Source organism: Falsiroseomonas bella, from assembly GCF_003173615.1.
Classification (GTDB): Bacteria; Pseudomonadota; Alphaproteobacteria; order Acetobacterales; family Acetobacteraceae; genus Falsiroseomonas; species Falsiroseomonas bella.
This window is the reverse complement of sequence record NZ_QGNA01000001.1, coordinates 884,222-906,493: the sequence shown is the minus strand read 5'-3', so window position 1 is coordinate 906,493 and position 22,272 is coordinate 884,222. Positions and strand designations below refer to the sequence as shown.

Below are 22,272 nucleotides of genomic sequence, written 5' to 3'. Positions count from 1 at the left end.
AGAACCGTCCCCCATGCCTGCCACGGACCGGAAGATCCGAATCGCCCCGTCTCTGCTCGCCGCCGATTTCGCGCGGCTGGGGGAGGAGGTGCGCGCCATCGAGGCCGCCGGCGCCGACTGGCTGCATCTCGACATCATGGACGGGCATTTCGTGCCCAACATCTCCTTCGGGCCGGGGCTGGTGAAGGCGCTGCGCAAGCACTGCGCCCTGCCCTTCGACGTCCACCTGATGATCGCTCCGGTTGATCCCTACCTCGCCGCCTTCGCGGAAGCCGGGGCGGACCTGATCAGCCTCCACCCCGAAGCCGGGCCGCATCTGCACCGCTCGCTGCAGACCATCCGGGCGCTGGGCAAGAAGGCCGGGGTGGTGCTGAACCCCGCAACGCCGGTGGCGGCGGTGGAGCCGGTGCTGGACCTCTGCGACCTTGTGCTGGTGATGTCGGTGAACCCGGGCTTCGGCGGCCAGTCCTTCATCCGCTCCCAGCTTGCCAAGATCGCGGCGCTGCGCGCGATGATCGACAGGTCGGGGCGGGAGATCGCGCTGCAGGTGGATGGGGGCGTCACGGCGGAAACGGCGCGGGACTGCGTCGCCGCCGGGGCGGATGTGCTGGTGGCGGGAACGGCGGTGTTCGGCGCGCGGGAATACGGCGCCGCAATCCGGGCCCTGCGCGCCGGACCGGCGGGGGAGGACTGATGGAAGGCCTGCTGCGCGGCGCCCGCCGCATCCTGGCGAACCTCAAGCCGATCCGGGTGCCGGACAGCCCCGCACGCGCCTTCCGCGACCTCTGGCCCGGCGATGCGGCCCGTGGCGCGCGGCTGCTGCGCGGCGAGTTCGAGGTGCTGGGCACCGTCCGCCCGCTTCGCCCGGCCGAGGCCGATGGCGCGCAGGACTGGGCCGCGGGCTCCCCCACCTGGCGCGCCGCGGCGCATGGCTTCGGCTGGCTGCGCGACCTGCGCGCGCTGGGCACCGATGCCGCGCGGCTGCGCGGCCGCGCGCTGACCGCCGACTGGCTCGCGCTGCGCGACGATGCGCTCTCCGAAGCGCCGGAGGTGGCGGGCGCGCGCATCTCCGCCTGGCTCGGCCATTGGGATTTCCTGGCCGCGACCGCCGAGGACGGGCTGCGGCGCCAGCTCATGCAGCGCATGGCGCAGGATGCGCGCAACGTCGTGGCCAGCCTGCCGGCCGAGGCCGCGCATCGCGGCGCGCTGGTCGCGCTGAAGGGCGGCATGGCGGCCGCGGTGGCGCTGGAGGAGGAGACCTGGTTCGCCCGCTGCGTCCGCTTCCTGCCGCAGGAGCTGGAACGCCAGTTCCATCCCGATGGCGGCCATGTCGAGCGCAGCCCGGCGCAGCTTCTCGCCGCGGTGCAGGACCTGATCGAGATCCGCAACCTGCTGCACGGCGCCGGCGTGGACGCGCCGACCCTGCTGCCCGTGGTGCTGGACCGCGCCGCCCCGGCGCTGCGGCTCATGCGCCATGCCGATGGCGGGCTCGCCCTCTTCAACGGCACGCGGGAGGAACCGCCCGCGATGCTCGACCTGGTGCTGACCCAGTCGCAGTCGCGCGGCCGCGCGCCGGCCGCGCTCCCCGACACCGGCTTCCACCGCCTGGCCGCCAGCCGCACCCTGGTGCTGGTGGATTGCGGCGCGCCACCGGCCGGACGGCGGGAGGCCGCGCCGGGCGGCCTGCCGCGCGGCGCCGACCGCTTCTCCCACGCCGGCACGCTGAGTTTCGAGATGTCGGTGGGTCGCGACCGGCTGATCGTGAATTGCGGCGCCGCCCCCGCCGCCGAGGGCGAATGGCGCGACGCGCTGCGCGCCACCGCCGCCCATTCCACCCTGGTCCTCGCCGACACCAATTCCAGCGAGCTGCGCCCGGAAGGCCTCGGCCGCCGCGTGGACAGCGTGGAGGCGGACCGGCAGGAATCCAACGGCGCGCAATGGCTGGAAGCCGCGCATGACGGCTGGGTGAAGCAGTTCGGCCTGCGCCATCGCCGCCGCCTCTACCTTTCCGAATCCGGCGACGATCTGCGCGGCGAGGACGTGCTGGAGCCGGAGCGCGAGGTGCAGGTGCCGGGCTTCGCCGTGCGCTTCCACCTGCATCCCACGGTCGTGGCCAGCCTGCAGCAGGACGAGGCCGGCGTGCTGCTGCGCCTGCCCTCCGGCGTCGGCTGGCGCCTGCGCGCCAAGGGCGCGCGTGTCGCGATCGAGGAGAGCATCCACCTGGCCGCCGAGCCGCGCCGCAGCCAGCAGGTGGCGCTGCATGCGGAAGCCGGCGCGACCAGCGTGCAATGGGCGATCAGCCGCGTGAGCCTGCCCGCGCCGGCCAGCGGGGAGCCCGCGGAGTAGAAGTGAGTCGTCCAGCCCCCCGCACTTGTAGCCCTCCCCCGCGTGCGGGGGAGGGTTGGGCGGGGGCCGCGCCACCTCCGTCCATACTACGCGCCGCCCCCTCCCCGGCCCTCCCCCGCACGCGGGGGAGGGAGACGCCATGAGAATCCTCCAAGTCATCAACGTCGATTTCTCGCTGCGGCACTTCCTGGTCCCGCTGATGCGCGGCCTGCGCGCGCGCGGCCATGAGGTGATCGGCGTCTGCGCCGACGGCCCGCTGCTCGACGCGCCGCGCGCCGAGGGCTTCCGGATCGAGCACGTGCCGATGGCGCGCAGCATGAACCCCGTCGCGCAGGCGCGCTGCCTGGCCGCGCTGGTCGATTTGATGCGGCGCGAGAAGCCCGACCTCGTCCACGCGCATATGCCGATCAGCGGCCTGCTGGCGCGGACGGCGGCGAAGATCACCGGCGTGCCGCGCATCGCCTATACCTGTCACGGCTTCCTGTTCAACCAGCCCGGCCCCTGGTGGCGCCGGCGCCTCTCGCTCACGCTCGAACGCGCGGCGGGCCGCCTCACCGACACCTACCTGACCGTCAGCGAGGAGGAGGCCGCGGATGCGCGCCGCCTCGGCATCCATCCGCGCGCGACGGCGGTGCTGAACGGCCGCGATCCCGCGCGCTACCATCCCGACCCCGGCGCGCGCGCCGCCATCCGCGTGGAATTCTCGGCGCGCGAGGATGACTGCGTCGTCGTCGCCGTCTCCCGCATGGTGCGGCACAAGGGCTATCCGGAGCTGCTCGCCGCGATGCGCGACACGCCCGAGAACTGCGTGCTGTGGGTAGTGGGAGAGCGGCTGCCGACCGACCATGGCGAGGACATGGAGCCGCATTTCGAAAGCGCGGCCCAGGCGCTCGGCCGGCGCCTGGTGCGCCTCGGCTACCGCCACGACGTGAACCGTGTTCTCGCCGCCGCCGACGTCTTCTGCCTGCCCTCGCATTTCGAGGGCCTGCCGATGTCGGCGATCGAGGCGATGCTGACCGGCCTGCCCGTCGTCTCCACCGACATCCGCGGCCCGCGCGAGATGGTTGTGGCCGGCGAGACCGGCCTGCTGGTGCCGCCGATGACCACGGCGCCGCTGGCCGAGGCGCTCACCGCGCTCGCCCGCGATCCCGCGCTGCGGGCACGCATGGGCGAGGCCGCGCTGGCGCGCGCGCTCGACCGCTTCGACGAGGCGAAGGTCGTCGCGCGCACCATCGCGCTGCTGGAAGGTTGAAGCGCCGCCCGCGCGGGTTCATACGGCGCGCGCCGTTCCCTCCCCGGGCTTTCATGACATGACCGACAGAATTCCCGTCCGCCGCGCGCTGCTCTCCGTCTCCGACAAGACGGGCATCGTGGAGTTCGCCCGCTTCCTCGCCGCGCAGGGCGCCGAGATCCTTTCGACCGGCGGCACCGCCGCGGCGATCCGCGCCGCCGGCATCCCGGTGAAGGACGTGTCGGAGCACACCGGCTTCCCCGAAATCCTGGACGGTCGCGTGAAGACGCTGGTGCCGCAGGTGCATGGCGGGCTGCTCGGCCGTCGTGACCTCGACGCGCATCGCGCGCAGATGGAACAGCACGCCATCGAGCCGATCGACCTGGTCGCGGTCAATCTCTATCCCTTCGAGGCCACCGTGGCGAAGGGCGCGGCGTTCGACGACTGCATCGAGAACATCGACATCGGCGGCCCCGCGATGATCCGTTCGGCCGCGAAGAACCACGACAGCGTGGTGGTCGTGACGGAACCCGACCAGCTCGCCGAGGTGCGCGCGGAGCTCGAGGAGGGCGGCACGACTCTCGCCCTGCGCTGCCGCCTCGCCGCCGCAGCCTATGCGCGCACCGCTTCCTATGACGCCGCCATCTCCACCTGGTTCGCGCAGCAGACGAACCAAGAATTCCCGCAGCGTCTGGCGGTGGCCGGCGTGCTGCGGCAGGGCCTGCGCTACGGCGAGAATCCGCACCAGCAGGCCGCCTTCTACGCCGATGGTTCGCAGCGCCCCGGCATCGCGACGGCCCGTCAGGTGCAGGGCAAGGAGCTGTCCTACAACAACCTGAACGACACCGACGCGGCCTTCGAGTGCGTCGCGGAGTTCGACCGCCCCGCCATCGTCATCGTCAAGCATGCCAATCCCTGCGGCGTCGCGGAGGCCGACGATCTCGCCGCCGCCTGGGACCTCGCGCTGCGCTGCGATCCCGTCTCCGCCTTCGGCGGCATCGTCGCCGCGAACCGCAGGCTCGACGCGGCGGCGGCGGAACGCATCGCCGCGATCTTCACCGAGGTCGTCGTGGCACCCGACGCCGACGACGCCGCGCAGGCGGTCTTCGCCCGCAAGAAGAACCTGCGCCTGCTGTTGACCGGCGGCATGCCCAATCCTGCCGCGCCGGGCCTTCTGGTGAAGTCGGTCGCCGGCGGCTTCCTGGCGCAGACGCGCGACGACGGCCGCGTGAGCGAAGCGATGCTGCGCACGGTCACGCAGCGCGCGCCGACGCCGGCCGAGCTCGCCGACCTGCTCTTCGCCTTCCGCGTCTGCAAGCATGTGAAGTCCAACGCCATCGTCTATGCGAAGGGCCTGGCGACGGCGGGCATCGGCGCGGGGCAGATGAACCGCCTGGAATCCGCGCGCATCGCCGCGTGGAAGGCCGAGGCCGCGGCGCAGGCGGCCGGTCTGCCCGAAAGCCTCGCGAAGGGCAGCGTCGTCGCCTCCGACGCCTTCTTCCCCTTCGCCGACGGCCTGGAAGCCGCGGCGGCGGCGGGTGTCACCGCGGTGATCCAGCCCGGCGGCTCGATCCGCGACAAGGAGGTGATCGAGGCCGCCGACAAGGCCGGCCTCGCCATGGTCTTCACCGGCATGCGCCACTTCAGGCATTGATCACGCGCTCTTCCCTCCCCCGCCTTGCGGGGGAGGGCTAGGGTGGGGGCCGCGCCACAGCAGACGTGAAGGCATGGGCCCGCTTCTCGACGGCTACCGAAAATTCCGCGAGGAAACCTGGCCGCAGCAGCGCGCGCGGTTCGAGGAACTGGCCGCGCAGGGCCAGAAGCCGCACACCATGGTCATCGCCTGCTCCGACAGCCGCGTGGATCCGCAGATGATCTTCTCGGCGGGACCCGGCGAGCTCTTCGTCGTGCGCAACGTCGCGAATCTCGTGCCGCCCTACATGCCGGACGCCGCCTTCCACGGCACCAGCGCCGCGGTGGAATTCGCGGTGCGCGTGCTCGGCGTCGGGCGCATCGTGGTGATGGGCCACGCGCTCTGCGGCGGCATCCGCGCGCTGATCGAGGGCACGCCGGATGCGGCCGCGGATTTCGTCGCCGGCTGGATCGGCATCGCGCAGGGCGCCCGCGCCGCCGCGCTGCGCTGCGATGATCCGGTGGCGGCCCAGGAAGCCGCCGAGCAGGAGGCGATCCGCATCTCGCTGGCCAACCTCATGACCTTCCCCTGGGTGGCCGAGGCGGTTGCAAGCGGGGCGCTGCGGCTGCGCGGCGCCCATTTCGGCGTGGCCACCGGAAGGCTGATGGTGCTGGACGGCGCGACGGGCGGATTCACACCCGCCTGATCCGTGCCAGAATCCCCGCCCGAATCGGGGAGCTTTCCTTCGCGTGCCGCATTGGCTGCCGCCCGCACTGATCGCCGCCGCCGTGGCGCTGGCCGCGCTGCTGCTGCTCGCCGCGCTGCGCGGCCGGCAGGCGGAGCATCTCGCGCGCCTCTCCGCCACGCTCGAAGCGCTCGCCGCCTCGCAGGAACGTCTCTCCGCCCGCACCGAGGAGAGGCTGCGCATCCAGGAACGCAGCCTGGCCGAGCGCCTCGACACCGCCGCCCAGCGCACGCAGGAAACGGCCGGCGCCATCCAGCAGCGGCTGGCCGTGATCGACGCGGCGCAGGCCAGCATCACCGCGCTCGGCGGCCAGGTGACCTCCCTCGCCGCCATCCTCGGCAACAAGCAGGCGCGCGGCGCGCTGGGCGAGGTGCAACTGCGCGACCTCATCACGGACCGCCTGCCCGCCCAGGGCTTCCGGTGGCAGCACACCCTGTCCAACGGCACGCGCTGCGACTGCCTGGTGATACTGCCCTTCCCGCCCGGTCCCATCGCGGTGGACGCAAAATTCCCGCTGGAAGCCTGGTCCGCCTGGCAGGACGCACCGACGCAAACCGCGCGTGACCTCGCGCGGCGCCGCTTCGCCAACGACGTTCGCCGGCACGTCTCCGACATCGCCCGCAAATACCTCCTGCCCGGCGAGACGGCGGAGGGCGCGCTGATGTTCGTGCCGAGCGAGGCCGTCCACGCCACGCTGCATGCCGAACTGCCGGAGCTGGTCGCGGAAGCGGCGCGGCGGCATGTGCACATCGTCGGCCCCTCCACGCTCTGGGCCGTGCTCAACACCATGCGCGGCCTGCTGCGCGACGCGCGCCTGCAGGAAGAGGCGCGGCGCATCCGCGCGGAGGTCGAGGCGCTGGCCGAGGAGACCGCGCGCCTCGAACGTCGCGTCGCCGCGCTGCGCACGCATCACGCCGCGATGGGCCAGGACATGCGCGAGATCGAGACCAGCGCCGAGAAGATCGCCCGCCGCGGCGAGGCGATCCGCGCGCTGGACATCCCCGACGATACGCCGATGAAAGCCGCCGAGTGACCCCGCTGCAACTGCAATCCGGCGCCGGCCTGCTGGCGCTCTGCCTGCTCGCCTGGGCGCTCGGCGGCTTCCGGCGCGTCTCCTGGCGGATCGTCGTCGCGGGGCTCGGCCTGCAATTGCTCATCGCGGTGCTGCTGCTGAATGTCCCGCCGCTGCGGGCGGGCTTCGCGCTGTTCGGCGACGGCGTGAATGCGCTCGCCGCGGCGACGCGCCAGGGCACGTCGCTGGTCTTCGGCTATCTCGGCGGCGCGCCGCTGCCCTTCGACGAGAAGACGCCGGGATCGAGTTTCATCCTGTTCTTCCAGGCGCTGCCGCTGGTGCTGGTGGTCGGTGCGCTCTCCGCCCTGCTCTATCACTGGCGCGTGCTGCCCTTCGTGGTGCATGCGCTGTCGCGCCTGCTGCGCCGCGCCTTCGGCATCGACGGCGCCACCGGCTTCGCAACCGCGGCCAATGTCTTCGTCGGCATGGTGGAGGCGCCGCTGCTCGTGCGCCACTGGATCGCCAGCCTGTCGCGCAGCGGGCTGTTCGTGGTGATGACGGCCGGCCTCGCGACCATCAGCGGCAACATGCTGGTGGTCTACGCCCTGTTCATCGCGCCGGTGGTGCCCGACGCCGCGGGCCAGCTTCTGACCGCCAGCCTGATCTCCGCCCCCGCGGCGGTGCTGGTCGCGCTGCTCATGATCCCGCCCGAAGCCGAGGCGGTCGCGCCGGAGCGCGAGCCGGAGACTCCGCGCATCTACGACAGTGCGATGGAAGCGGTGGTGCGCGGCACGATGGACGGGCTGCAACTGTTGCTCGGCATCATGGCGATGCTGATCGTCTTCGTGGCGCTCGTCGCGCTGGTGAACATGGCGCTGGAGCCGTTGACCGGCGTCACGCTGCAGCGGCTGGCCGCCTTCCTGTTCTGGCCGCTGGCCCATGCGATGGGCGTGCCGGCCGAGCATGCGATGACGGTCGCGAATTCGCTGGGCGTGAAGGTGGTGGTCAACGAGTTCGTCTCCTTCCTGGAGCTCGGCATGTCGGGTGGGCTCGGCCTCGATCCGCGCTCGCGCCTGATTCTCACCTATGCGCTCTGCGGTTTCACGAATTTCGGCTCGGTCGGGATCATGCTGGGCGGCATGGTGGCGATGTGCCCGGAGCGGCGGGCGGATATCGTGAGGCTCGGCCTGCCCGCTCTGGTTTCCGGCACCATCGCCTGCTGCATGACCGGCGCGGTGGTGGGATTGCTGACCGCACCATAGGGAGAACCATGATGATCGACTTCTTCGGCGAGCCGCATCCCGGATCGCATCGGCCCTTCAGCCACGCCACGCGCGCGGGCGGCCTGGTCTTCGTCTCCGGCCATTCCGCGCCGCACGATCCGCACAACGGCATCCATCGCGGCGAGAGCGCGACGGAGCAGGTGCGGGAAGCCCTGGCCGAGATGGCGCGCATCCTGCACGAGGCCGGCAGCTCCATGGACCGGGTGGTGATGGTGACCATGCTGATCACCGACCCGGCCGACTACCACGAATGCAACGCCGAATACGTGAAGCACTTCCCGAACGGCCTGCCGGCCCGCCACACCGCGCGCTTCGGCGTGCCGACCGAGGCGAAGGTCGGCTTCTCCTGCATCGCCATCGCGGCCGCTTGACGCCGCCAGTCCGCAAGGATTGCATCGCGGAATGCGAAGCCGCCTGCTCCAGCGCAACCTGCGCAGCGATCCCCCGCTGGCCCTGTCCGGCGAGGGCATCTTTATTCGTGATTCCAACGGCAAGACGATCATCGACGGCTCCGGCGGCGCAGCCGTCGCCTGCCTCGGCCATGGCCATCCGCGTGTGCTCGCCGCCATGCGCGCCCAGGAAGAAAAACTCTGCTACGCGCACACCGCGCTCTATTCCTGCGAGCCCGCCGAACAGCTCGCCGATCTCGTGCTGCAGGACGAGCCCGGCGGCCTGACCCATCTTTACCTGTGTTCATCGGGCAGCGAGGGCACCGAGGCCGCACTGAAGATGGCCCGCCAGTACCACCTCGAACGGGGCGAGCCCCAACGAACCAAAATAATCGCGAGGCGGCAGAGCTATCACGGCAACACGCTCGGCGCGCTGGCCGCCAGCGGCAACGCCATGCGCCGCGCGCCCTATGCGCCGATCCTCAGCGACGCCTTCTCCCATGTCTCTCCCTGCTACGCGTATCGCGACCGCCGCGACGACGAATCCGAAACCGACTACGTCGCGCGCCTGGCGGCGGAGCTCGAAGCGGAGTTCCAGCGCCTCGGCCCACGGAATGTCGCAGCCTTCATCGCGGAGCCCGTGGTCGGCGCCACGCTCGGCTGCGTCACCGCGCTGCCCGGCTACTTCGATGCGGTCCGAAAGATCTGCGACCGCCACGGCGCGCTGCTGATCCTGGACGAGGTGATGTGCGGCATCGGCCGCACGGGCACCATGCATGCCTGGGAGCAGGAGGGCGTCGCCCCCGACATCCAGGTCGTCGCGAAGGGCCTCGGCGGCGGCTACCAGCCGGTCGGCGGCATCCTGATCGGCGGCAGGGTCGTGGCCGCCATCCGCGACGGCTCCGGCGCCTTCATGCATGGCCACACCTACCAGGCGCATCCGGTCGCCGCGGCGGCCGCGCTCGCCGTGCAGCAGGTGATCCGGGAGGAGAACCTGCTGGAGAACGTGCAGCGCATGGGCGCGCTGCTCGGCGAGCGCCTGACGGAGCGGCTCGGCAACCACCGCCATGTCGGCGACATCCGCGGCCGCGGCCTGTTCTGGGCGGCGGAATTCGTGACCGACCGCGCGACGAAGCAGCCCTTCGATCCCGCCCTGCAACTGCATGAGCGGGTGAAGGCGGAAGCCTATGCGCGCGGCCTCGCCTGCTATCCCATGGGCGGGACGATCGACGGCCGCCAGGGCAACCACGTGATCCTCGCGCCCCCCTACATCGTGACGCGGGAGCAGGTGGAGACCATCGTGGACCGTTTCGGCGATGCGGTGGAATCCGCGCTCGCCGGCCTTCCCCGCGGCTGAGCGAACCCTGGCGGCCCCTCGGCGTTTCTCTCCCAGGCGCGGCAGTCGCGCTGCGATTGAGAAGAGGGAGCCGAAGTGATGGACAAGGACCGCCTCAAGGGCATGGGCAACAAGATCAAGGGCGACGTGAAGAAGGCCGCCGGCGAGATGACGGGCGACGCGAGCCTGGAAGCCGAGGGCCACATGGACAAGGCCAAGGGCCACGTCCAGCAGAAGACCGGCGAGGCAAAGGACAAGGTCCGCGACGCCATCGACGGCAAGGACCGGGTCTGATCGCCCGGACATGAAGAAGGCCGGAAGGGTCGCCCCTTCCGGCCTTTTTTCGTGCGCGCTGCGCTGCGCTCAGCGACGCAGGCCGAGGCGCCCGATAAGGCTCTCGTAGCGCGACTGGTCCTTCTTCTTCAGGTAGTCCAGCAGCCCGCGCCGCTGGCCGACCAGCACCAGCAGGCCGCGCCGGCTGTGGAAATCCTTCGGATGCGTCTTGAGGTGCTCGGTCAGGCCGGAGATCCGGTCCGACAGCAGCGCCACCTGCACCTCGGGGCTGCCGGTGTCGCCCGGCTTGGTGGCGTAATTCTTGATGATCTCGGCGCGCTTCTCGGCGCTGGTCGTCGTCGTCGACATCGGGTGTCCTTCGCGTAGGGGTTATTCGCCCCCGCCCTCCGCGCGCTCGCCGGTGAGCACCCGTTCCGGGTGCATCCATCCGTCCTCGAGCCGGCAGAGGCCGATCAGGCGCCCCCCCGCCATGGCGCGCACCAACCCGCCATTCGGATCGGCTGCGTCCGGAACCCGTCCCATCAGGTCCACCAGGCTCAGCGCCTGGCCCTGGAAGAGGCGGGCGGCCTCGGCTTCGGAAACGGCCAGTGCCGGGATGTCGGCCAGCGCGGTCGTGACCGGAAGCAGAAGGTCCGGGGAAGGGGGCGGGGTATCGCCCGAACCGAGCAGCCTGTCCAGCGGGATTCCGTGCTCCTCGCGGAAGGGTCCGACCCGCAGCCGGCGCAGGGCGGCGATATGCCCGACCGTGCCGCAGGCCTTTGCCAGGTCGCGCGCCAGGCTGCGCATATAGACGCCCTTGCCGGACTGGACATGGAAGATGGCCGTGTCCGCATCCGGCCGCTCGATCAGCTCGAAGCGGTCCACGCGCGCGGGGCGCGGCGCGATCTCCACCGCCTGGCCTTCGCGCGCCAGGTCATAGGCGCGCTCGCCCGCGATCTTCACCGCGGAATAGATCGGCGGCACCTGCATGATGTCGCCGCGGAAGGCGGGCAGGGCGGCGTTGATCTGCTCGTCCGTCGGGCGCGCATCCGAGGTCGCGATGACCTTTCCGTCCGCGTCGTCGGTGTCGCGCGCCTCGCCGAATTTCAGCGTGAAGGTGTAGGTCTTGGTGCCGTCCATCACATAGGGAACGGTCTTGGTCGCCGCGCCGAAGGCGACCGGCAGCAGGCCGGTTGCGAGCGGATCCAGCGTGCCGCCATGGCCCGCCTTCTGCGCGTCGAACAACCGCTTCACCTTGTTCACCACATCGGTCGAGCCGATGCCGGAGGGCTTGTCCACGATCAGCCACCCATCCAGCGGCCGACCCTTCGGCTTGCGGTTCTGCCGCCGATGGCCGCCGCCATGGCCGCGCTGTCCGCCACCGCCATGTCCCCCGGGACGGCCACGGCCGTCGCCTCTACGCTCGCTCATTCGACACTCCAGGCAAGGCGCGGGGGCTAGCACGGAACCGCGCGCGGGGCAGCATCCGCCTCGGCAGGTCTGGCCCGCTTCGCTGTACGGCCGTCAGCCGCCTTGGAGGCGAAGCGTCTCCGCGACCAGCGCCGCGGCCGCGACGTCCTGCACCGCCAGCCCGACCGAGCGGAACACGCGGCGCCCGCCGTCGGGCACGCGCCGCGTGCCCGCAAGGATCTCGCCAAGCTCGGCGCCGATCTCGACAGGGCGCGTGCCACCCGCCTCGCGCCCCACCGCCTCCCCCGAATCCGCGATCACGAAGGCACCCTGCAGCACGGCATCGTCCACCTCGCTGCCCGCCGCACCGGACCAGCCGATGGCGTTCACCTGCGCTTCGGGCTCCAGCCAGGCGCCGCGGAGCACGGGCTCGGTCGCGGCGGTTGCGGTCACCACCACCTGCGCGCCGCGCACCGCCGCCTCCGCGCTCGGCATCGCCACGGCGCCGATGTCCTTCGCCAGATCCTGCGCACGCACCGGGTTCCGCCCCCAGACGCGGATCTCCCGGAAATCGCGCACCAGCCGCAGCGCCTCGGCATGCGCACGTGCCTGCGCGCCGGTGCCCAGGATGGCGAGCACCCGCGCATCTGCCCGCGCCAGCGCGCGCGTCGCGAGCGCGGAGGCCGCGGCGGTGCGCATTGCGGTGATCGGCCGCGCATCCATCACCGCCAGCGGCTCGCCCGTCTCCGGCCGCAGCAGCACGACCAGGCCGTGATGCGTCGGCAGGCCCTGCGCGGCATTGCCGGGATGGAAGGCAACCAGCTTCACGCCAAGCCCGAGCGCGTCGCCATAGGCGGACATGGCGGCGAAATGCCCGCCATGCGGCGCCAGATGCAGCAGATGCCGCGGCGGCTGCTGCACGCGGCCCGCGGAGAAGGCGACGAGCGCGCGCTCGATCGCCGGGATCAGCGCCTCGTAGCGCAGCAGCGCGCGCAGCCGCGCCTCATCGAGGAAGGTCAGCATCGGCGCGCAACCGCGCCGGCTAGTCTTCCGTCTCGGTGCGCGGCGCCAGGTCGCGCTGCACCTCCGGGCGTTTCAGCACGGCGTCGATCTTCATCGCGTAGTCCAGCGCGGTGTCGGGCTGGAAATGCAGGTCCGGCGCGTATTTCAGCCGCACCGCGTGGGCCACCTGCTTGCGCAGGAAGGGCGAGACGCGCCGGAGCCCCGCGAACTGTTCCTTGGTCAGGTCGCGCCCGAGCCCGCTGACGAAGGCCGTCATGTGCTTGAGGTCGGGGGAGGCGCGCACCTCCGTCACCGTCACATGCAGGTCGTGCAGGTCCGGGTCCCGAAACTCCTCGCGCGCGAAGACGGCGGAGAGCGCATGGCGCACCTCCTCCGCGACGCGCAGCTGGCGCTGCGACGGGCCGAGGCTGTCGCCGCCCTTGTGGTCATGCTTGCGGGCCATGTCAGGCGTCCTTCAAACGCGAAGGGGCGCGGTCCTCGCGACCGCGCCCCCCGCCAGTCCAGTCCGGGTGGCGCGGATCAGAGCTCCGCGGCCACCGTCTCCGTCTCGTAGCACTCGATCTGGTCGCCGACGCGGATGTCGTTGTAGTTCGCGAAGGACATGCCGCACTCGTAGCCGTTCGTCACTTCCTTCACGTCGTCCTTGAAGCGACGCAGCGTGCTGAGCTCGCCCTGGTGGATCACCACGCCGTCGCGCAGCAGGCGCACGCCGGCGCCGCGGCGCACCACGCCCTCCGTCACGCGGCAGCCCGCGATGTTGCCGAGGCGCTTCACCTCGAACACCTGCAGGATCTGCGCGTAGCCCAGGAACTTCTCGCGCTGCACCGGCGCCAGCTTGCCGCGCACCAGCGTCTCGATGTCGTCCGCCACCTGATAGATGATCGAGTAGTAGCGGATGTCCACGCCCTCGCGCTGCGCCAGCTCCCGCGCCTGCGTCGTGGCGCGGACGTTGAAGGCGACGATCACGGCGTCGGACGCCTTGGCAAGCTGGATGTCGGTCTCGGTGATCTGGCCCACGCCGCTGAGCAGCACGCGGACCTTCACCTCCTCGTTGCCGATCTTGCCGAGCGTGACGCCGATCGCCTCGGCGCTGCCCTGCACGTCCGCCTTGACGACGACCGCCACCTCCTTCTGCGCGCCGGCCTGGATGCGGGCGAGCATGTCGGTGAGGCTGCCGCGGCCGGCCTGCATGGCGGCGACCTGCTTCTCGCGGATCTTGCGCTGACGGAAGTCGCTGATCTCGCGCGCGCGCCCTTCATCCTCCACCGCGACGAAGGTCTCGCCGGCCGCGGGCACGCCCGACAGGCCGAGGATCTCCACCGGCAGGGAGGGGTCCGCTTCCTTCACCTGGCGGCCCTTGTCGTCGAGCATCGCGCGCACCCGGCCCCATTCGGCGCCGGCCACCACGATGTCGCCCTGGCGCAGCGTGCCGCGCTGGACCAGCACCGTCGCCACCGGGCCACGGCCACGGTCGAGCTTGGACTCGATCACCGTGCCCTCGCCCGCGCGGTCGGGGTTGGCGCGCAGGTCCAGGATCTCCGCCTGCAGCTGGATCGCCTCGAGCAGCTTGTCGAGGTTGATCTTCTGCGTGGCCGAGACCTCGATCTCCTGCGTCTCGCCGCCGAGGCTCTCCACCACGATCTCGTGCTGCAGCAGTTCCTGCCGCACGCGGTCGGGCTTCACGCCGGGCTTGTCGATCTTGTTGATCGCCACGATCAGCGGGACATTCGCCGCCTTGGCGTGGCTGATCGCCTCGATCGTCTGCGGCATCACGCCGTCATCCGCCGCGACCACCAGCACGACCATGTCGGTGACGCCCGCGCCGCGCGCGCGCATCGCGGTGAAGGCCTCGTGGCCCGGCGTGTCGATGAAGGTCACGCGGTTCCCGTCGGCCATCGCCACCTGGTAGGCGCCGATATGCTGGGTGATGCCGCCGGCCTCATGGGCAGCGACATCGGCCTTGCGCAGCGCGTCGAGCAGGCTGGTCTTGCCGTGGTCGACATGGCCCATGATGGTCACCACGGGCGGGCGGGGCAGCAGCGCCTCCGCCTCGTCCTCGGTGCCCTCGAGGCCCATCTCCACGTCGCCTTCCGCGACGCGGCGCACGCGGTGGCCGAATTCCTGCACCACCAGCTCCGCCGTGTCGGCGTCGATGGACTGCGTCAGGGTGGCCATCACGCCCATGCGGAACAGCGCCTTCACCACCTCGCCGCCGCGGGCGGCCATGCGGTTCGCCAGTTCCTGCACGGTGATCGTCTCGGGCACCACCACGTCGCGCACCACGCGCTCCGCGCCGGAGCGCAGACGGGCCAGCTCCTGCTGCCGCCGCTCGCGCTCACGCGCACGGCGCATGGAGGCGATGGAGCGCGTGCGCTCGTCCTCGCCCTCGATCGCGGCGCCGATGTCGATGCGGCCTTCGCGGCGGCCGGGGCCGGCCAGCGTGTTCTTCTTGGCCGGGACCGGCGTGCCGCCCTTCTTCGCGTCGGGGCCGAGGCGACGATCGTCGTCGCGTCCGGTGCGCGGACGGAGCGTCAGCTTCGAGGGCGCGTCGGAGGGCGGCGGCGCCATCGGCGCGCCGGGACCACCCGGCCGGCGCGGTCCGCCGAAGCCGGTGGGCACCGGGCCGGGGCGGCCGCTGCGCAGCGGTGCGCCGGCACCGGCCGGACGCGGACCCATGCCGGGGCCGCCGGCAGGCCTGCCATAGCCGCCACCCGGGCCGGCCGGGCGCGGGCCATCGCCGTAGCGCGGCGGCGGGCCGTCGCGGCGCGGACCGCTCGGCGGACCGTCACGGCGCGGGCCGTAGTCGCTACGCGGGGCACCGCCCGGGCCGTCGCGGCGCGGGCCGTAATCGCCACGCGGCGCGCCGCCGGGGCCACCCATGTCGCGACGCGGCGCGTAGTCGCCACGCGGCGGATAGTCGCCCCGCGGCGGGGCAGCGGGACGCGGCGGCGGGGCCTGCGGCGCGGGACGCGGCGCTTCCGCGGCGACCGGCGGCGGCGGCGCGGGCTCTGCGGCGCGGGGCTGCTCCGGGGCGGCGGGCGCGGCGGGCGGCTCGGGCGCGCGGGCGGCCTCGGCCGCGGCGCGGCGTGCCTCGGCGGCGGCGCGGGCGGCCTCCTCGGCCTCCTCGGCGCGGCGGCGATCATCCTCCTCGGCGCGGCGGGCCGCTTCCTCGGCGGCGGAGCGCACCATCAGCGCCTGGCGCTCGCGCTCCTCGCGTTCCCGCTGCGCCTCGGCCTTGCGCTGCTCATCGAGCACGCGCTGGCGCGTCGCGATCTCGGCCTGGGTCAGCGGGCGTCCGGCCGTGGACCCCTTGGCCTGCTGCGCGGGCGCGCCGCCGGCGGGCTTCGCGCCCGGGGCGGCGGGCTTCGCCGCCGGGCCGGCCACGCCGGGCTTCGCAGCTGGCGCGCCGGGGGTCGGGCGCTTCTTCAGCACCTCCACCTGCACGACCTTGCTGCGGCCGTGGCTGAAGGACTGACGCACGCTGCCTGCATCAACTGTCTTGCCCAGGTCGAGGCGTCCGCCCGGCCGGAGCGAGAGCCGGCCCTTGCCTGCATCCTGGTCGTTCTGGTCGCTCATCCGCCGATCCGAACCCGATCTCTTCCAATCAAACCTGTCCGCCGGTCGCGCCATCGCGGCCGTCGTCGCTCGCGTCCGGTCGGGCGCGATCATCCGCCGGGTCCCTGCCCGGCTTGCGGGACCCGCGCGAGGGCGCGGTTCCCGAGGGAAGGGTGACCCCTTCCAGCCTCGCGGCTTCCGCCGCGATCCTCTCCGCCAGCCGCCCGCGGGCGATGGCGACGTGCACGGCCCGGTCCCGGCCGAAGACCGCGCCCAGCGCGCCCGCATCGAGCGGCGCCACCACCGGCACCGGGCGGTGGCCGACCAGCCTGGCCTTCTCGGCCGGGCTGCCATCCGCCGCCTGCACCAGCAGACCGGCGCGGCCGGCCTGCAGCCATTCCCGGGCTGCCTGCCACCCGCTGACCGCCTGCCCCGCGCGCCGCGCGAAGCCGACAAGGTCCCGGATGCGCCCCCGCAGGCCATCCTCGATCGTCGCGCGAAGGTCGGGGGGCACAAGCGCCTCGCCGCGGGTGGCCTTCGCAAAGGCCCCGCGGCGCGCAGCCTGTTCTATCACATCGGCCTTGGCGCTCAACCACATTCCCCGCCCCGGCAGCCGTTCCGCCAGATCCGGGATCACTTTCCTGTCTGGGCCCAGCACGAAGCGGACCATCGCCTCCTTCGCCTGGCGCTCGCGCGTGACGAGGCAGCGCCGGAACGGCCCGCGTTCCGGCTCATCCGCCTCGCTGTCGGGCAGCGTGTCGGGCAGCAGTTCAGCCGGCGCGCTCGTCGTCCGTCTCCTCGTTTCCGGCCCCATCCTCGGCCGCTTCCTCGCCCGCCTCTTCCAGCGGCTCGTCGCCGAACCAGCCGGCGGACTGGCGGGCCGCCATGATGATCGCGTTGGCGCTCTCTTCGTCCACCGTCTCGGCGCCCAGGATCTCCACCAGCTCGTCGCCGGCGAGGTCCGCCAGGTCCTCGAGCGTCTTCACGCCCTTCTCGCCGAGCTGCACCAGCATCTGGGGCGAGAAGCCGCCGACCTCGGCGACCGTGTCCTCCACCCCCATCTCGCGGCGCTTCTCATCCAGCTCGGCGTCGCGCTTCTCGAGGAAGGCGGAGGCGCGGCGCTTGAGCTCGGCTGCGATGTTCTCGTCGAAGCCCTCGATGCCGGCCAGTTCCTCGTCCTCGACCGCGACGACCTCCTCGATCGAGCCGAAGCCCTCGGTCACCAGCAGGCCGGCGATCACGTCGTCCACGTCCAGGCCCTCGACGAAGAGGCCGCTGCGCTTGCGGAAATCCTCCTGCCGGCGCTCGGATTCCTCGGCCTCGGTCAGGATGTCGATATCGTAGCGCGTCAGCTGCGACGCAAGGCGCACATTCTGGCCGCGGCGGCCGATGGCGAGGCTGAGCTGGTCGTCCGGCACCACCACCTCGCAGCGGCGGCCATCCTCGTCCAGCACGACCTTCGTCACCTCGGCCGGCGCCAGCGCATTCACGATGAAGGTCGCGCTGTCGGGCGACCAGTTGATGATGTCGATCTTCTCGCCCTGCAGTTCCTGCACCACCGCCTGCACGCGGCTGCCCCGCATGCCGACGCAAGCGCCGACCGGGTCGATGGAGCTGTCGCGGCTGATCACCGCCATCTTGGCGCGGCTGCCCGGATCGCGCGCCACCGCCTTGATCTCGATGATGCCGTCATAGATCTCCGGCACTTCCTGCGCGAAGAGCTTGGCGAGAAAGCCAGGATGCGTCCGGGACAGAAAGATCTGCGGCCCGCGCGGCTCCTCGCGCACGTCGTAGATATAGGCGCGGACGCGGTCGCCGTTCTTGAAGGCCTCGCGCGGGATCGTCTCGTCGCGGCGCAGCAGCGCCTCGGCGCGGCCGAGATCCACCATCAGGTTGCCGTACTCGGTGCGCTTGACGATGCCGTTGATGATCTCGCCGACGCGGTCCTTGTACTCGTGGAACTGCTTGGACCGCTCCACCTCGCGCACGCGCTGCACGATCACCTGCTTGGCGGTCTGCGCGGCGATGCGGCCGAAATCGATCGGCGGCAGCGGGTCCACGATGAACTCCCCCGTCGCGATGCCGGGGCGGATCTTCTGCGCGATGCGCAGGGGGATCTGGGTGGCCTCGTTCTCCACCGGCTCCGCCTCCACCACCTCCGTCCAGCGGGAGAGCTTCACCTCGCCCGACTTGCGGTCGATGACGGCGCGGATGTCCTTCTCGTGCCCGTATTTGGCGCGGCCGGCCTTCTGGATGGCCTGCTCCATCGCCTCCAGCACCTCCTCGCGCTCGATCATCTTCTCGCGCGCGACGGCGTCGGCGACCTGCAGCAGTTCGGGGCGTGCAATGGCGACGTCGAGGGCCATGTCAGTGTTCCCTGGGTTCGGCCGCCGTGGCGGCGATCAGTTCATCGGTGAGCACCAGCTTCGCCTTGCGGATGTTCCCGCGCGGGAAGCTTTCTTCCGTCCCGTCCTCCAGCCGCAACCGGGCGGTGGCCGCGTCAGCACCCAGCGCGACGCCCCGAAAGCGCTTGCGCCCGTTCTGCGGCACGACCAGCTCGACGGTCGCAACATGGCCGGCGTAGCGGTTCCAGTCCTTGACCCGCGTCAAGGGCCGGTCGATCCCGGCGGAGGAGACCTCCAGCGTCCACTCGCCGCGGATGGGGTCCTCCACGTCGAGAACGGCGCCGATCACATGGCTGATGGCCTCGCAATCCTCGACCCGGAAGGGGGCCTGGTCGGCGCGGTCGGCCATGATCTGCACGACCGGGCGTTCCTTCCCGCTGACCTGCACGCGCACCAGCTCGTAGCCCATCTGGCGCAGGCTTGGCACGATGGCGGCCGCGATCCGCGCCTCCAGCCCCTCATGCTGGGGCAGGTCGTCATCCGGCGGCGGCGGGGCGGGGGTCGGGTCCATGGGTCCGGGGCACTCGGGGCGGCAAGAGGCCGCGCTGGGCAAAGAGGGGCCAAACAAAAAGGGCGGCCCTTTCGGGCCACCCTCCGTGCAAGGCGGAAAGCTTTGTGATGTCCAGATAGCGCGGCCAGCCCCGACGCACAAGGGGCGTGGCGATCAGTCGTAGCGGAGGTCCATTGCCTTGCCCCCGAAGATCCGCCAGGCCAGCACCGTGTAGAGCAGGATCACCGGCAGCACGAACAGCGCGCCCACCAGGATCAGCGTGAGGCTCTCGGGCGCGCTCGCCGCCTGGAACAGCGTCAGCCGCTCCGGGACCACATAAGGAAAGAACGACCAGGCGAGGCCCGCGAAGGAGAGGCAGAACAGCCCGACCGCCGCCCAGAAGGGCACGCGCCGCAGCGCATCGCCTGGCAGCGGCATGTGCCGCAGCAGCGCGTGCAGCCCGACCACGAGCGCGGCGGTGGCCAGCGGCAGCGGCGCCAACAGCAGAAAATTCGGCATCTCGAACCAGCGCGCCATGATCCGCGGCGAGGCGAGCGGCGTGGCGATGGACACGCCGACGATGCCGGCCGCCACCACCCAGAGCGTGCGCCGCGCCCAGAGCACCGCGCGCTGCTGCAGCGGACCCTCCGTGCGCCAGATCAGCCAGCAGGCGCCGATGAAGGCATAGGCCGCCGCGACGCCGAGCGCCGAGAGTGCGGCGAAGCCGAGCGCCCGCGCGCTCGGGTCGAAGCCGAGCACATAACGCCCGAGCATCCAGCCCTGCGTCAGCGCGGCGAGCGCCGAGCCGCCGATGAAGGCGTGGTCCCAGCGCCGCTTGTGCAGCGGCGTCGCCGCCTTGGCGCGGAACTCGAAGGCCACGCCGCGCATCGTGAGCCCAACCAGCATCAGCGCGATGGGCAAATAGAGCGCGGTCAGCACCATGCCATGCGCGGTGGGGAAGGCGACCAGCAACAGCCCGACGCCCAGCACCAGCCAGGTCTCGTTCGCGTCCCAGAAGGGCCCGATGGAGGCGACCATCCGGTCGCGCTCCCGCTCCTCCGGCGTGGCCTGCATCAGCAGCCCGACACCGAGATCGAAGCCGTCCAGCACGACATAGGCCAGGATGGACAGCGCCATCAGCGCGGCGAAGACGAGCGCGAGGTCGTCCGCAGGCAGGAAGGGCGTCATATCACGCGCTCGCCGGCAAGGGCTGGTTGCCCGGCAGATGCTCCACCACGCGCCCCTTGGCGGCCAGGCGATACAGCGTGGCGATGTAGGCCGCCAGCAGCAGCACGTAGAGCACCAGATACATCACCAGCGTGGAGGCGACCGCCGCCGGGCCGACGGGCCCCACCGCGTCCGCCGTGGTCAGCACGCCCGTCACCAGCCAAGGCTGGCGGCCGATCTCCGTCACGTACCAACCGGCCAGCGTCGCCACCCAGCCGGCGAAGGTCATCACGACCAGCCCGCGCAGCAGCAGCGTCGGCAGCGTGCCGCGCCGCCACAGAAACCAGGCGGCGGCGAGGCCGAAGGCGATCATCAGCATGCCGACGCCGACCATGATGCGGAAGGCGAAGAACACCGGCGCCACCGGCGGATGCTTGCCCTCGAACTGATCGAGGCCGGGCACCACGCCATCCAGGCTGTGCGTCAGGATCAGGCTGGCGCCGTTGGGAATCGCGATCTCGAAGCGGTTCGACCGCGTCTCCTCGTCCGGGATGGCGAACAGGATCAGCGGCACGTTGCCGCCGGTGTGCCAATGCCCCTCCATTGCCGCGACCTTCGCCGGCTGGTGCTGCAGCGTGTTCAGCCCGTGCATGTCGCCGACGAAGAGCTGCGTCGGCGCCAGCACCGCCGCCATCACCACGCCGGTGCGCAGCGCCGCCTGCACCGCCGGCGCGCGATCCCCGCGCAGCCAGCGCCACGCGGAGATGCCCGCGATCAGGAAGGCGCAGGTCAGCCCCGAGGCGATCAGCATATGCGCCAGCCGATACGGCATGGAGGGCGAGAAGACGATCGCCCACCAGTCGGTCGCATGCACCACGCCGTCGCGCAGCTCGAAGCCCGCCGGCGTGTGCATCCAGGAATTCAGCACCAGGATCCAGAAGGCGCTCATCGTCGTGCCGAAGGCGACGAGGAATGTGGCCGCGGTATGCACCCAGCCCGGCACGCGCCGGAAGCCGAACAGCATGATGCCCAGGAAGGTCGCCTCCAGGAAGAAGGCGGTCAGCACCTCATAGGCCAGCAGCGGCCCCGCCACGTTGCCCACCTTCTCCATGAAGCCCGGCCAGTTGGTGCCGAACTGGAAGCTCATGGTGATGCCGGAGACCACGCCGAGCGCGAAGGACAGCGCGAACACCTTCACCCAGAAGCGGTAGGCGTCCATCCACTTCTCGTCGCGCGTGGCGTTGAAGCGCAGCTTGAAGAACAGCAGCACCCAGCCGAGCGCGATGGTGATGGTCGGGAACAGGATGTGGAAGGAGATGTTGGCCGCGAACTGGATGCGGGCGAGAAGCAAGGCGTCCACGGCCGTCTACTCCTTCCTCTTGCGGCGGCCGAGCGAGACGACCTTGTCCGTCGCCTCCACCAGGCGTGCGACGCGCGAGCCGAGCGCCAGCAGCTGCGCCAGCCGCTCCGTCTCCAGCTTCTTCACGTCCTCGTACCAGTTGGTCAGCTGCTCGATCAGCCCGTGCATCTCGGCCATGCGCGCCTGCGCGTGGCGCTCCGCCTCGCTCGCCGGCGCCTGCATCAGCAATTCGCGCAGGACGGAGAGGGTGGGGTCCACCTCCCGCTTCTTCCGCTCCTCCGCCAGCACGCGCAGGATCTCCCACACATCGCCGGGCGTCGCGAAATGGTCGCGCCGGTCATCCGGGATGTGCCGCACCTTCACCAGGTTCCAGGCCTGCAATTCGCGCAGCCCCATCGACACGTTGGAGCGCGAGACGCCGAGCGCCTCCACGATCTGGTCGGCGTTCAGCGGCTCCGGCGAGACATAGAGCAGCGCGTAGATCTGCCCGACCGTGCGGTTGATGCCCCAGCGGCTGCCCATCTCGCCGAAATGCAGCACGAAGGCCTGGATCAGGGGGGGTAGCTGCATGATGTCCCGGTCGCTCGGCCCGCTTTCGTTGCGGGTCACGGATT

21 protein-coding genes are annotated in these 22,272 nt (G+C 71.6%); 10 read left to right on the top strand and 11 right to left on the bottom strand.

The window, feature by feature from the left end; genetic code table 11:
- Window positions 1–13: 13 nt before the first annotated feature.
- The 10 genes from rpe to DFH01_RS04155 all read left to right on the top strand — a co-directional run bounded on the left by rpe (window position 14) and on the right by DFH01_RS04155 (window position 10,269).
- Window positions 14–694, top strand: coding sequence for a ribulose-phosphate 3-epimerase (gene rpe / locus DFH01_RS04200; protein WP_109869111.1), 681 nt, complete (start codon window positions 14–16; stop codon window positions 692–694).
- Entirely contained in the window at window positions 694–2,346 is a 1,653-nt protein-coding gene (locus DFH01_RS04195; protein ID WP_199231121.1) for a heparinase II/III family protein, read from the top strand. Before rpe ends, DFH01_RS04195 begins: the two co-directional genes overlap by 1 nt.
- 139 nt (window positions 2,347–2,485) lie before the next feature.
- On the top strand, window positions 2,486–3,598 hold the full coding sequence (locus DFH01_RS04190; protein WP_109869110.1) for a glycosyltransferase family 4 protein: 1,113 nt from the start codon (window positions 2,486–2,488) through the stop codon (window positions 3,596–3,598).
- 58 nt (window positions 3,599–3,656) lie between these two features.
- Window positions 3,657–5,231, top strand: a complete 1,575-nt coding sequence (purH, locus tag DFH01_RS04185; RefSeq protein ID WP_109869109.1) for a bifunctional phosphoribosylaminoimidazolecarboxamide formyltransferase/IMP cyclohydrolase — start codon at window positions 3,657–3,659, stop codon at window positions 5,229–5,231.
- Window positions 5,232–5,304: 73 nt separating this feature from the next.
- Window positions 5,305–5,916, top strand: a complete 612-nt coding sequence (locus DFH01_RS04180; protein ID WP_109869108.1) for a carbonic anhydrase — start codon at window positions 5,305–5,307, stop codon at window positions 5,914–5,916.
- Window positions 5,917–5,959: 43 nt separating this feature from the next.
- The gene (locus tag DFH01_RS04175; RefSeq protein WP_109869107.1) at window positions 5,960–6,988 is read left to right on the top strand and encodes a DNA recombination protein RmuC; all 1,029 of its coding nucleotides are present in this window, start codon (window positions 5,960–5,962) and stop codon (window positions 6,986–6,988) included.
- On the top strand, window positions 6,985–8,229 hold the full coding sequence (locus tag DFH01_RS04170) for a NupC/NupG family nucleoside CNT transporter (protein ID WP_109869106.1): 1,245 nt from the start codon (window positions 6,985–6,987) through the stop codon (window positions 8,227–8,229). Before DFH01_RS04175 ends, DFH01_RS04170 begins: the two co-directional genes overlap by 4 nt.
- A gap of 8 nt (window positions 8,230–8,237) precedes the next feature.
- Window positions 8,238–8,621, top strand: a complete 384-nt coding sequence (locus tag DFH01_RS04165) for a RidA family protein (RefSeq protein WP_109869105.1) — start codon at window positions 8,238–8,240, stop codon at window positions 8,619–8,621.
- 31 nt (window positions 8,622–8,652) lie between these two features.
- Window positions 8,653–9,996 (top strand): aspartate aminotransferase family protein, encoded by a 1,344-nt coding sequence (locus DFH01_RS04160; protein ID WP_109869104.1) that lies wholly within the window; start codon window positions 8,653–8,655, stop codon window positions 9,994–9,996.
- A 78-nt stretch (window positions 9,997–10,074) separates the two neighbouring features.
- Entirely contained in the window at window positions 10,075–10,269 is a 195-nt protein-coding gene (locus tag DFH01_RS04155) for a CsbD family protein (RefSeq protein WP_109869103.1), read from the top strand.
- A 69-nt stretch (window positions 10,270–10,338) separates the two neighbouring features.
- Here DFH01_RS04155 and rpsO read toward each other — a convergent pair whose 3' ends face one another.
- The 11 genes from rpsO to DFH01_RS04100 form a co-directional block, all read right to left on the bottom strand.
- Complete coding sequence (gene rpsO, locus DFH01_RS04150; RefSeq protein ID WP_109869102.1) at window positions 10,339–10,617, bottom strand: 30S ribosomal protein S15; 279 nt, start codon at window positions 10,615–10,617, stop codon at window positions 10,339–10,341.
- A 21-nt stretch (window positions 10,618–10,638) separates the two neighbouring features.
- Window positions 10,639–11,679, bottom strand: coding sequence for a tRNA pseudouridine(55) synthase TruB (gene truB, locus DFH01_RS04145; protein WP_109869101.1), 1,041 nt, complete (start codon window positions 11,677–11,679; stop codon window positions 10,639–10,641).
- 93 nt (window positions 11,680–11,772) lie between these two features.
- Complete coding sequence (locus tag DFH01_RS04140) at window positions 11,773–12,681, bottom strand: ornithine cyclodeaminase family protein (protein WP_109869100.1); 909 nt, start codon at window positions 12,679–12,681, stop codon at window positions 11,773–11,775.
- Window positions 12,682–12,700: 19 nt separating this feature from the next.
- A complete protein-coding gene (rbfA, locus tag DFH01_RS04135; protein ID WP_109869099.1) occupies window positions 12,701–13,123 on the bottom strand; it encodes a 30S ribosome-binding factor RbfA in 423 nt (140 codons plus the stop codon).
- 77 nt (window positions 13,124–13,200) lie between these two features.
- Window positions 13,201–16,257 (bottom strand): translation initiation factor IF-2, encoded by a 3,057-nt coding sequence (infB, locus tag DFH01_RS04130; RefSeq protein ID WP_109869098.1) that lies wholly within the window; start codon window positions 16,255–16,257, stop codon window positions 13,201–13,203.
- 28 nt (window positions 16,258–16,285) lie between these two features.
- Entirely contained in the window at window positions 16,286–17,050 is a 765-nt protein-coding gene (locus tag DFH01_RS04125; protein WP_109869097.1) for an RNA-binding protein, read from the bottom strand.
- Window positions 17,007–18,602: a transcription termination factor NusA gene (gene nusA / locus DFH01_RS04120; RefSeq protein ID WP_109869096.1), complete on the bottom strand. Its 1,596-nt coding sequence runs from the start codon at window positions 18,600–18,602 to the stop codon at window positions 17,007–17,009. The genes DFH01_RS04125 and nusA overlap by 44 nt, the downstream gene beginning before the upstream one ends.
- A gap of 1 nt (window position 18,603) precedes the next feature.
- On the bottom strand, window positions 18,604–19,152 hold the full coding sequence (gene rimP, locus DFH01_RS04115) for a ribosome maturation factor RimP (RefSeq protein ID WP_109869095.1): 549 nt from the start codon (window positions 19,150–19,152) through the stop codon (window positions 18,604–18,606).
- 153 nt (window positions 19,153–19,305) lie between these two features.
- A complete protein-coding gene (locus tag DFH01_RS04110; protein WP_109869094.1) occupies window positions 19,306–20,319 on the bottom strand; it encodes a cytochrome d ubiquinol oxidase subunit II in 1,014 nt (337 codons plus the stop codon).
- Window position 20,320: 1 nt separating this feature from the next.
- Entirely contained in the window at window positions 20,321–21,658 is a 1,338-nt protein-coding gene (locus DFH01_RS04105) for a cytochrome ubiquinol oxidase subunit I (RefSeq protein ID WP_109869093.1), read from the bottom strand.
- A 6-nt stretch (window positions 21,659–21,664) separates the two neighbouring features.
- Complete coding sequence (locus tag DFH01_RS04100; RefSeq protein ID WP_109869916.1) at window positions 21,665–22,228, bottom strand: GbsR/MarR family transcriptional regulator; 564 nt, start codon at window positions 22,226–22,228, stop codon at window positions 21,665–21,667.
- Window positions 22,229–22,272 lie beyond the last annotated feature (44 nt).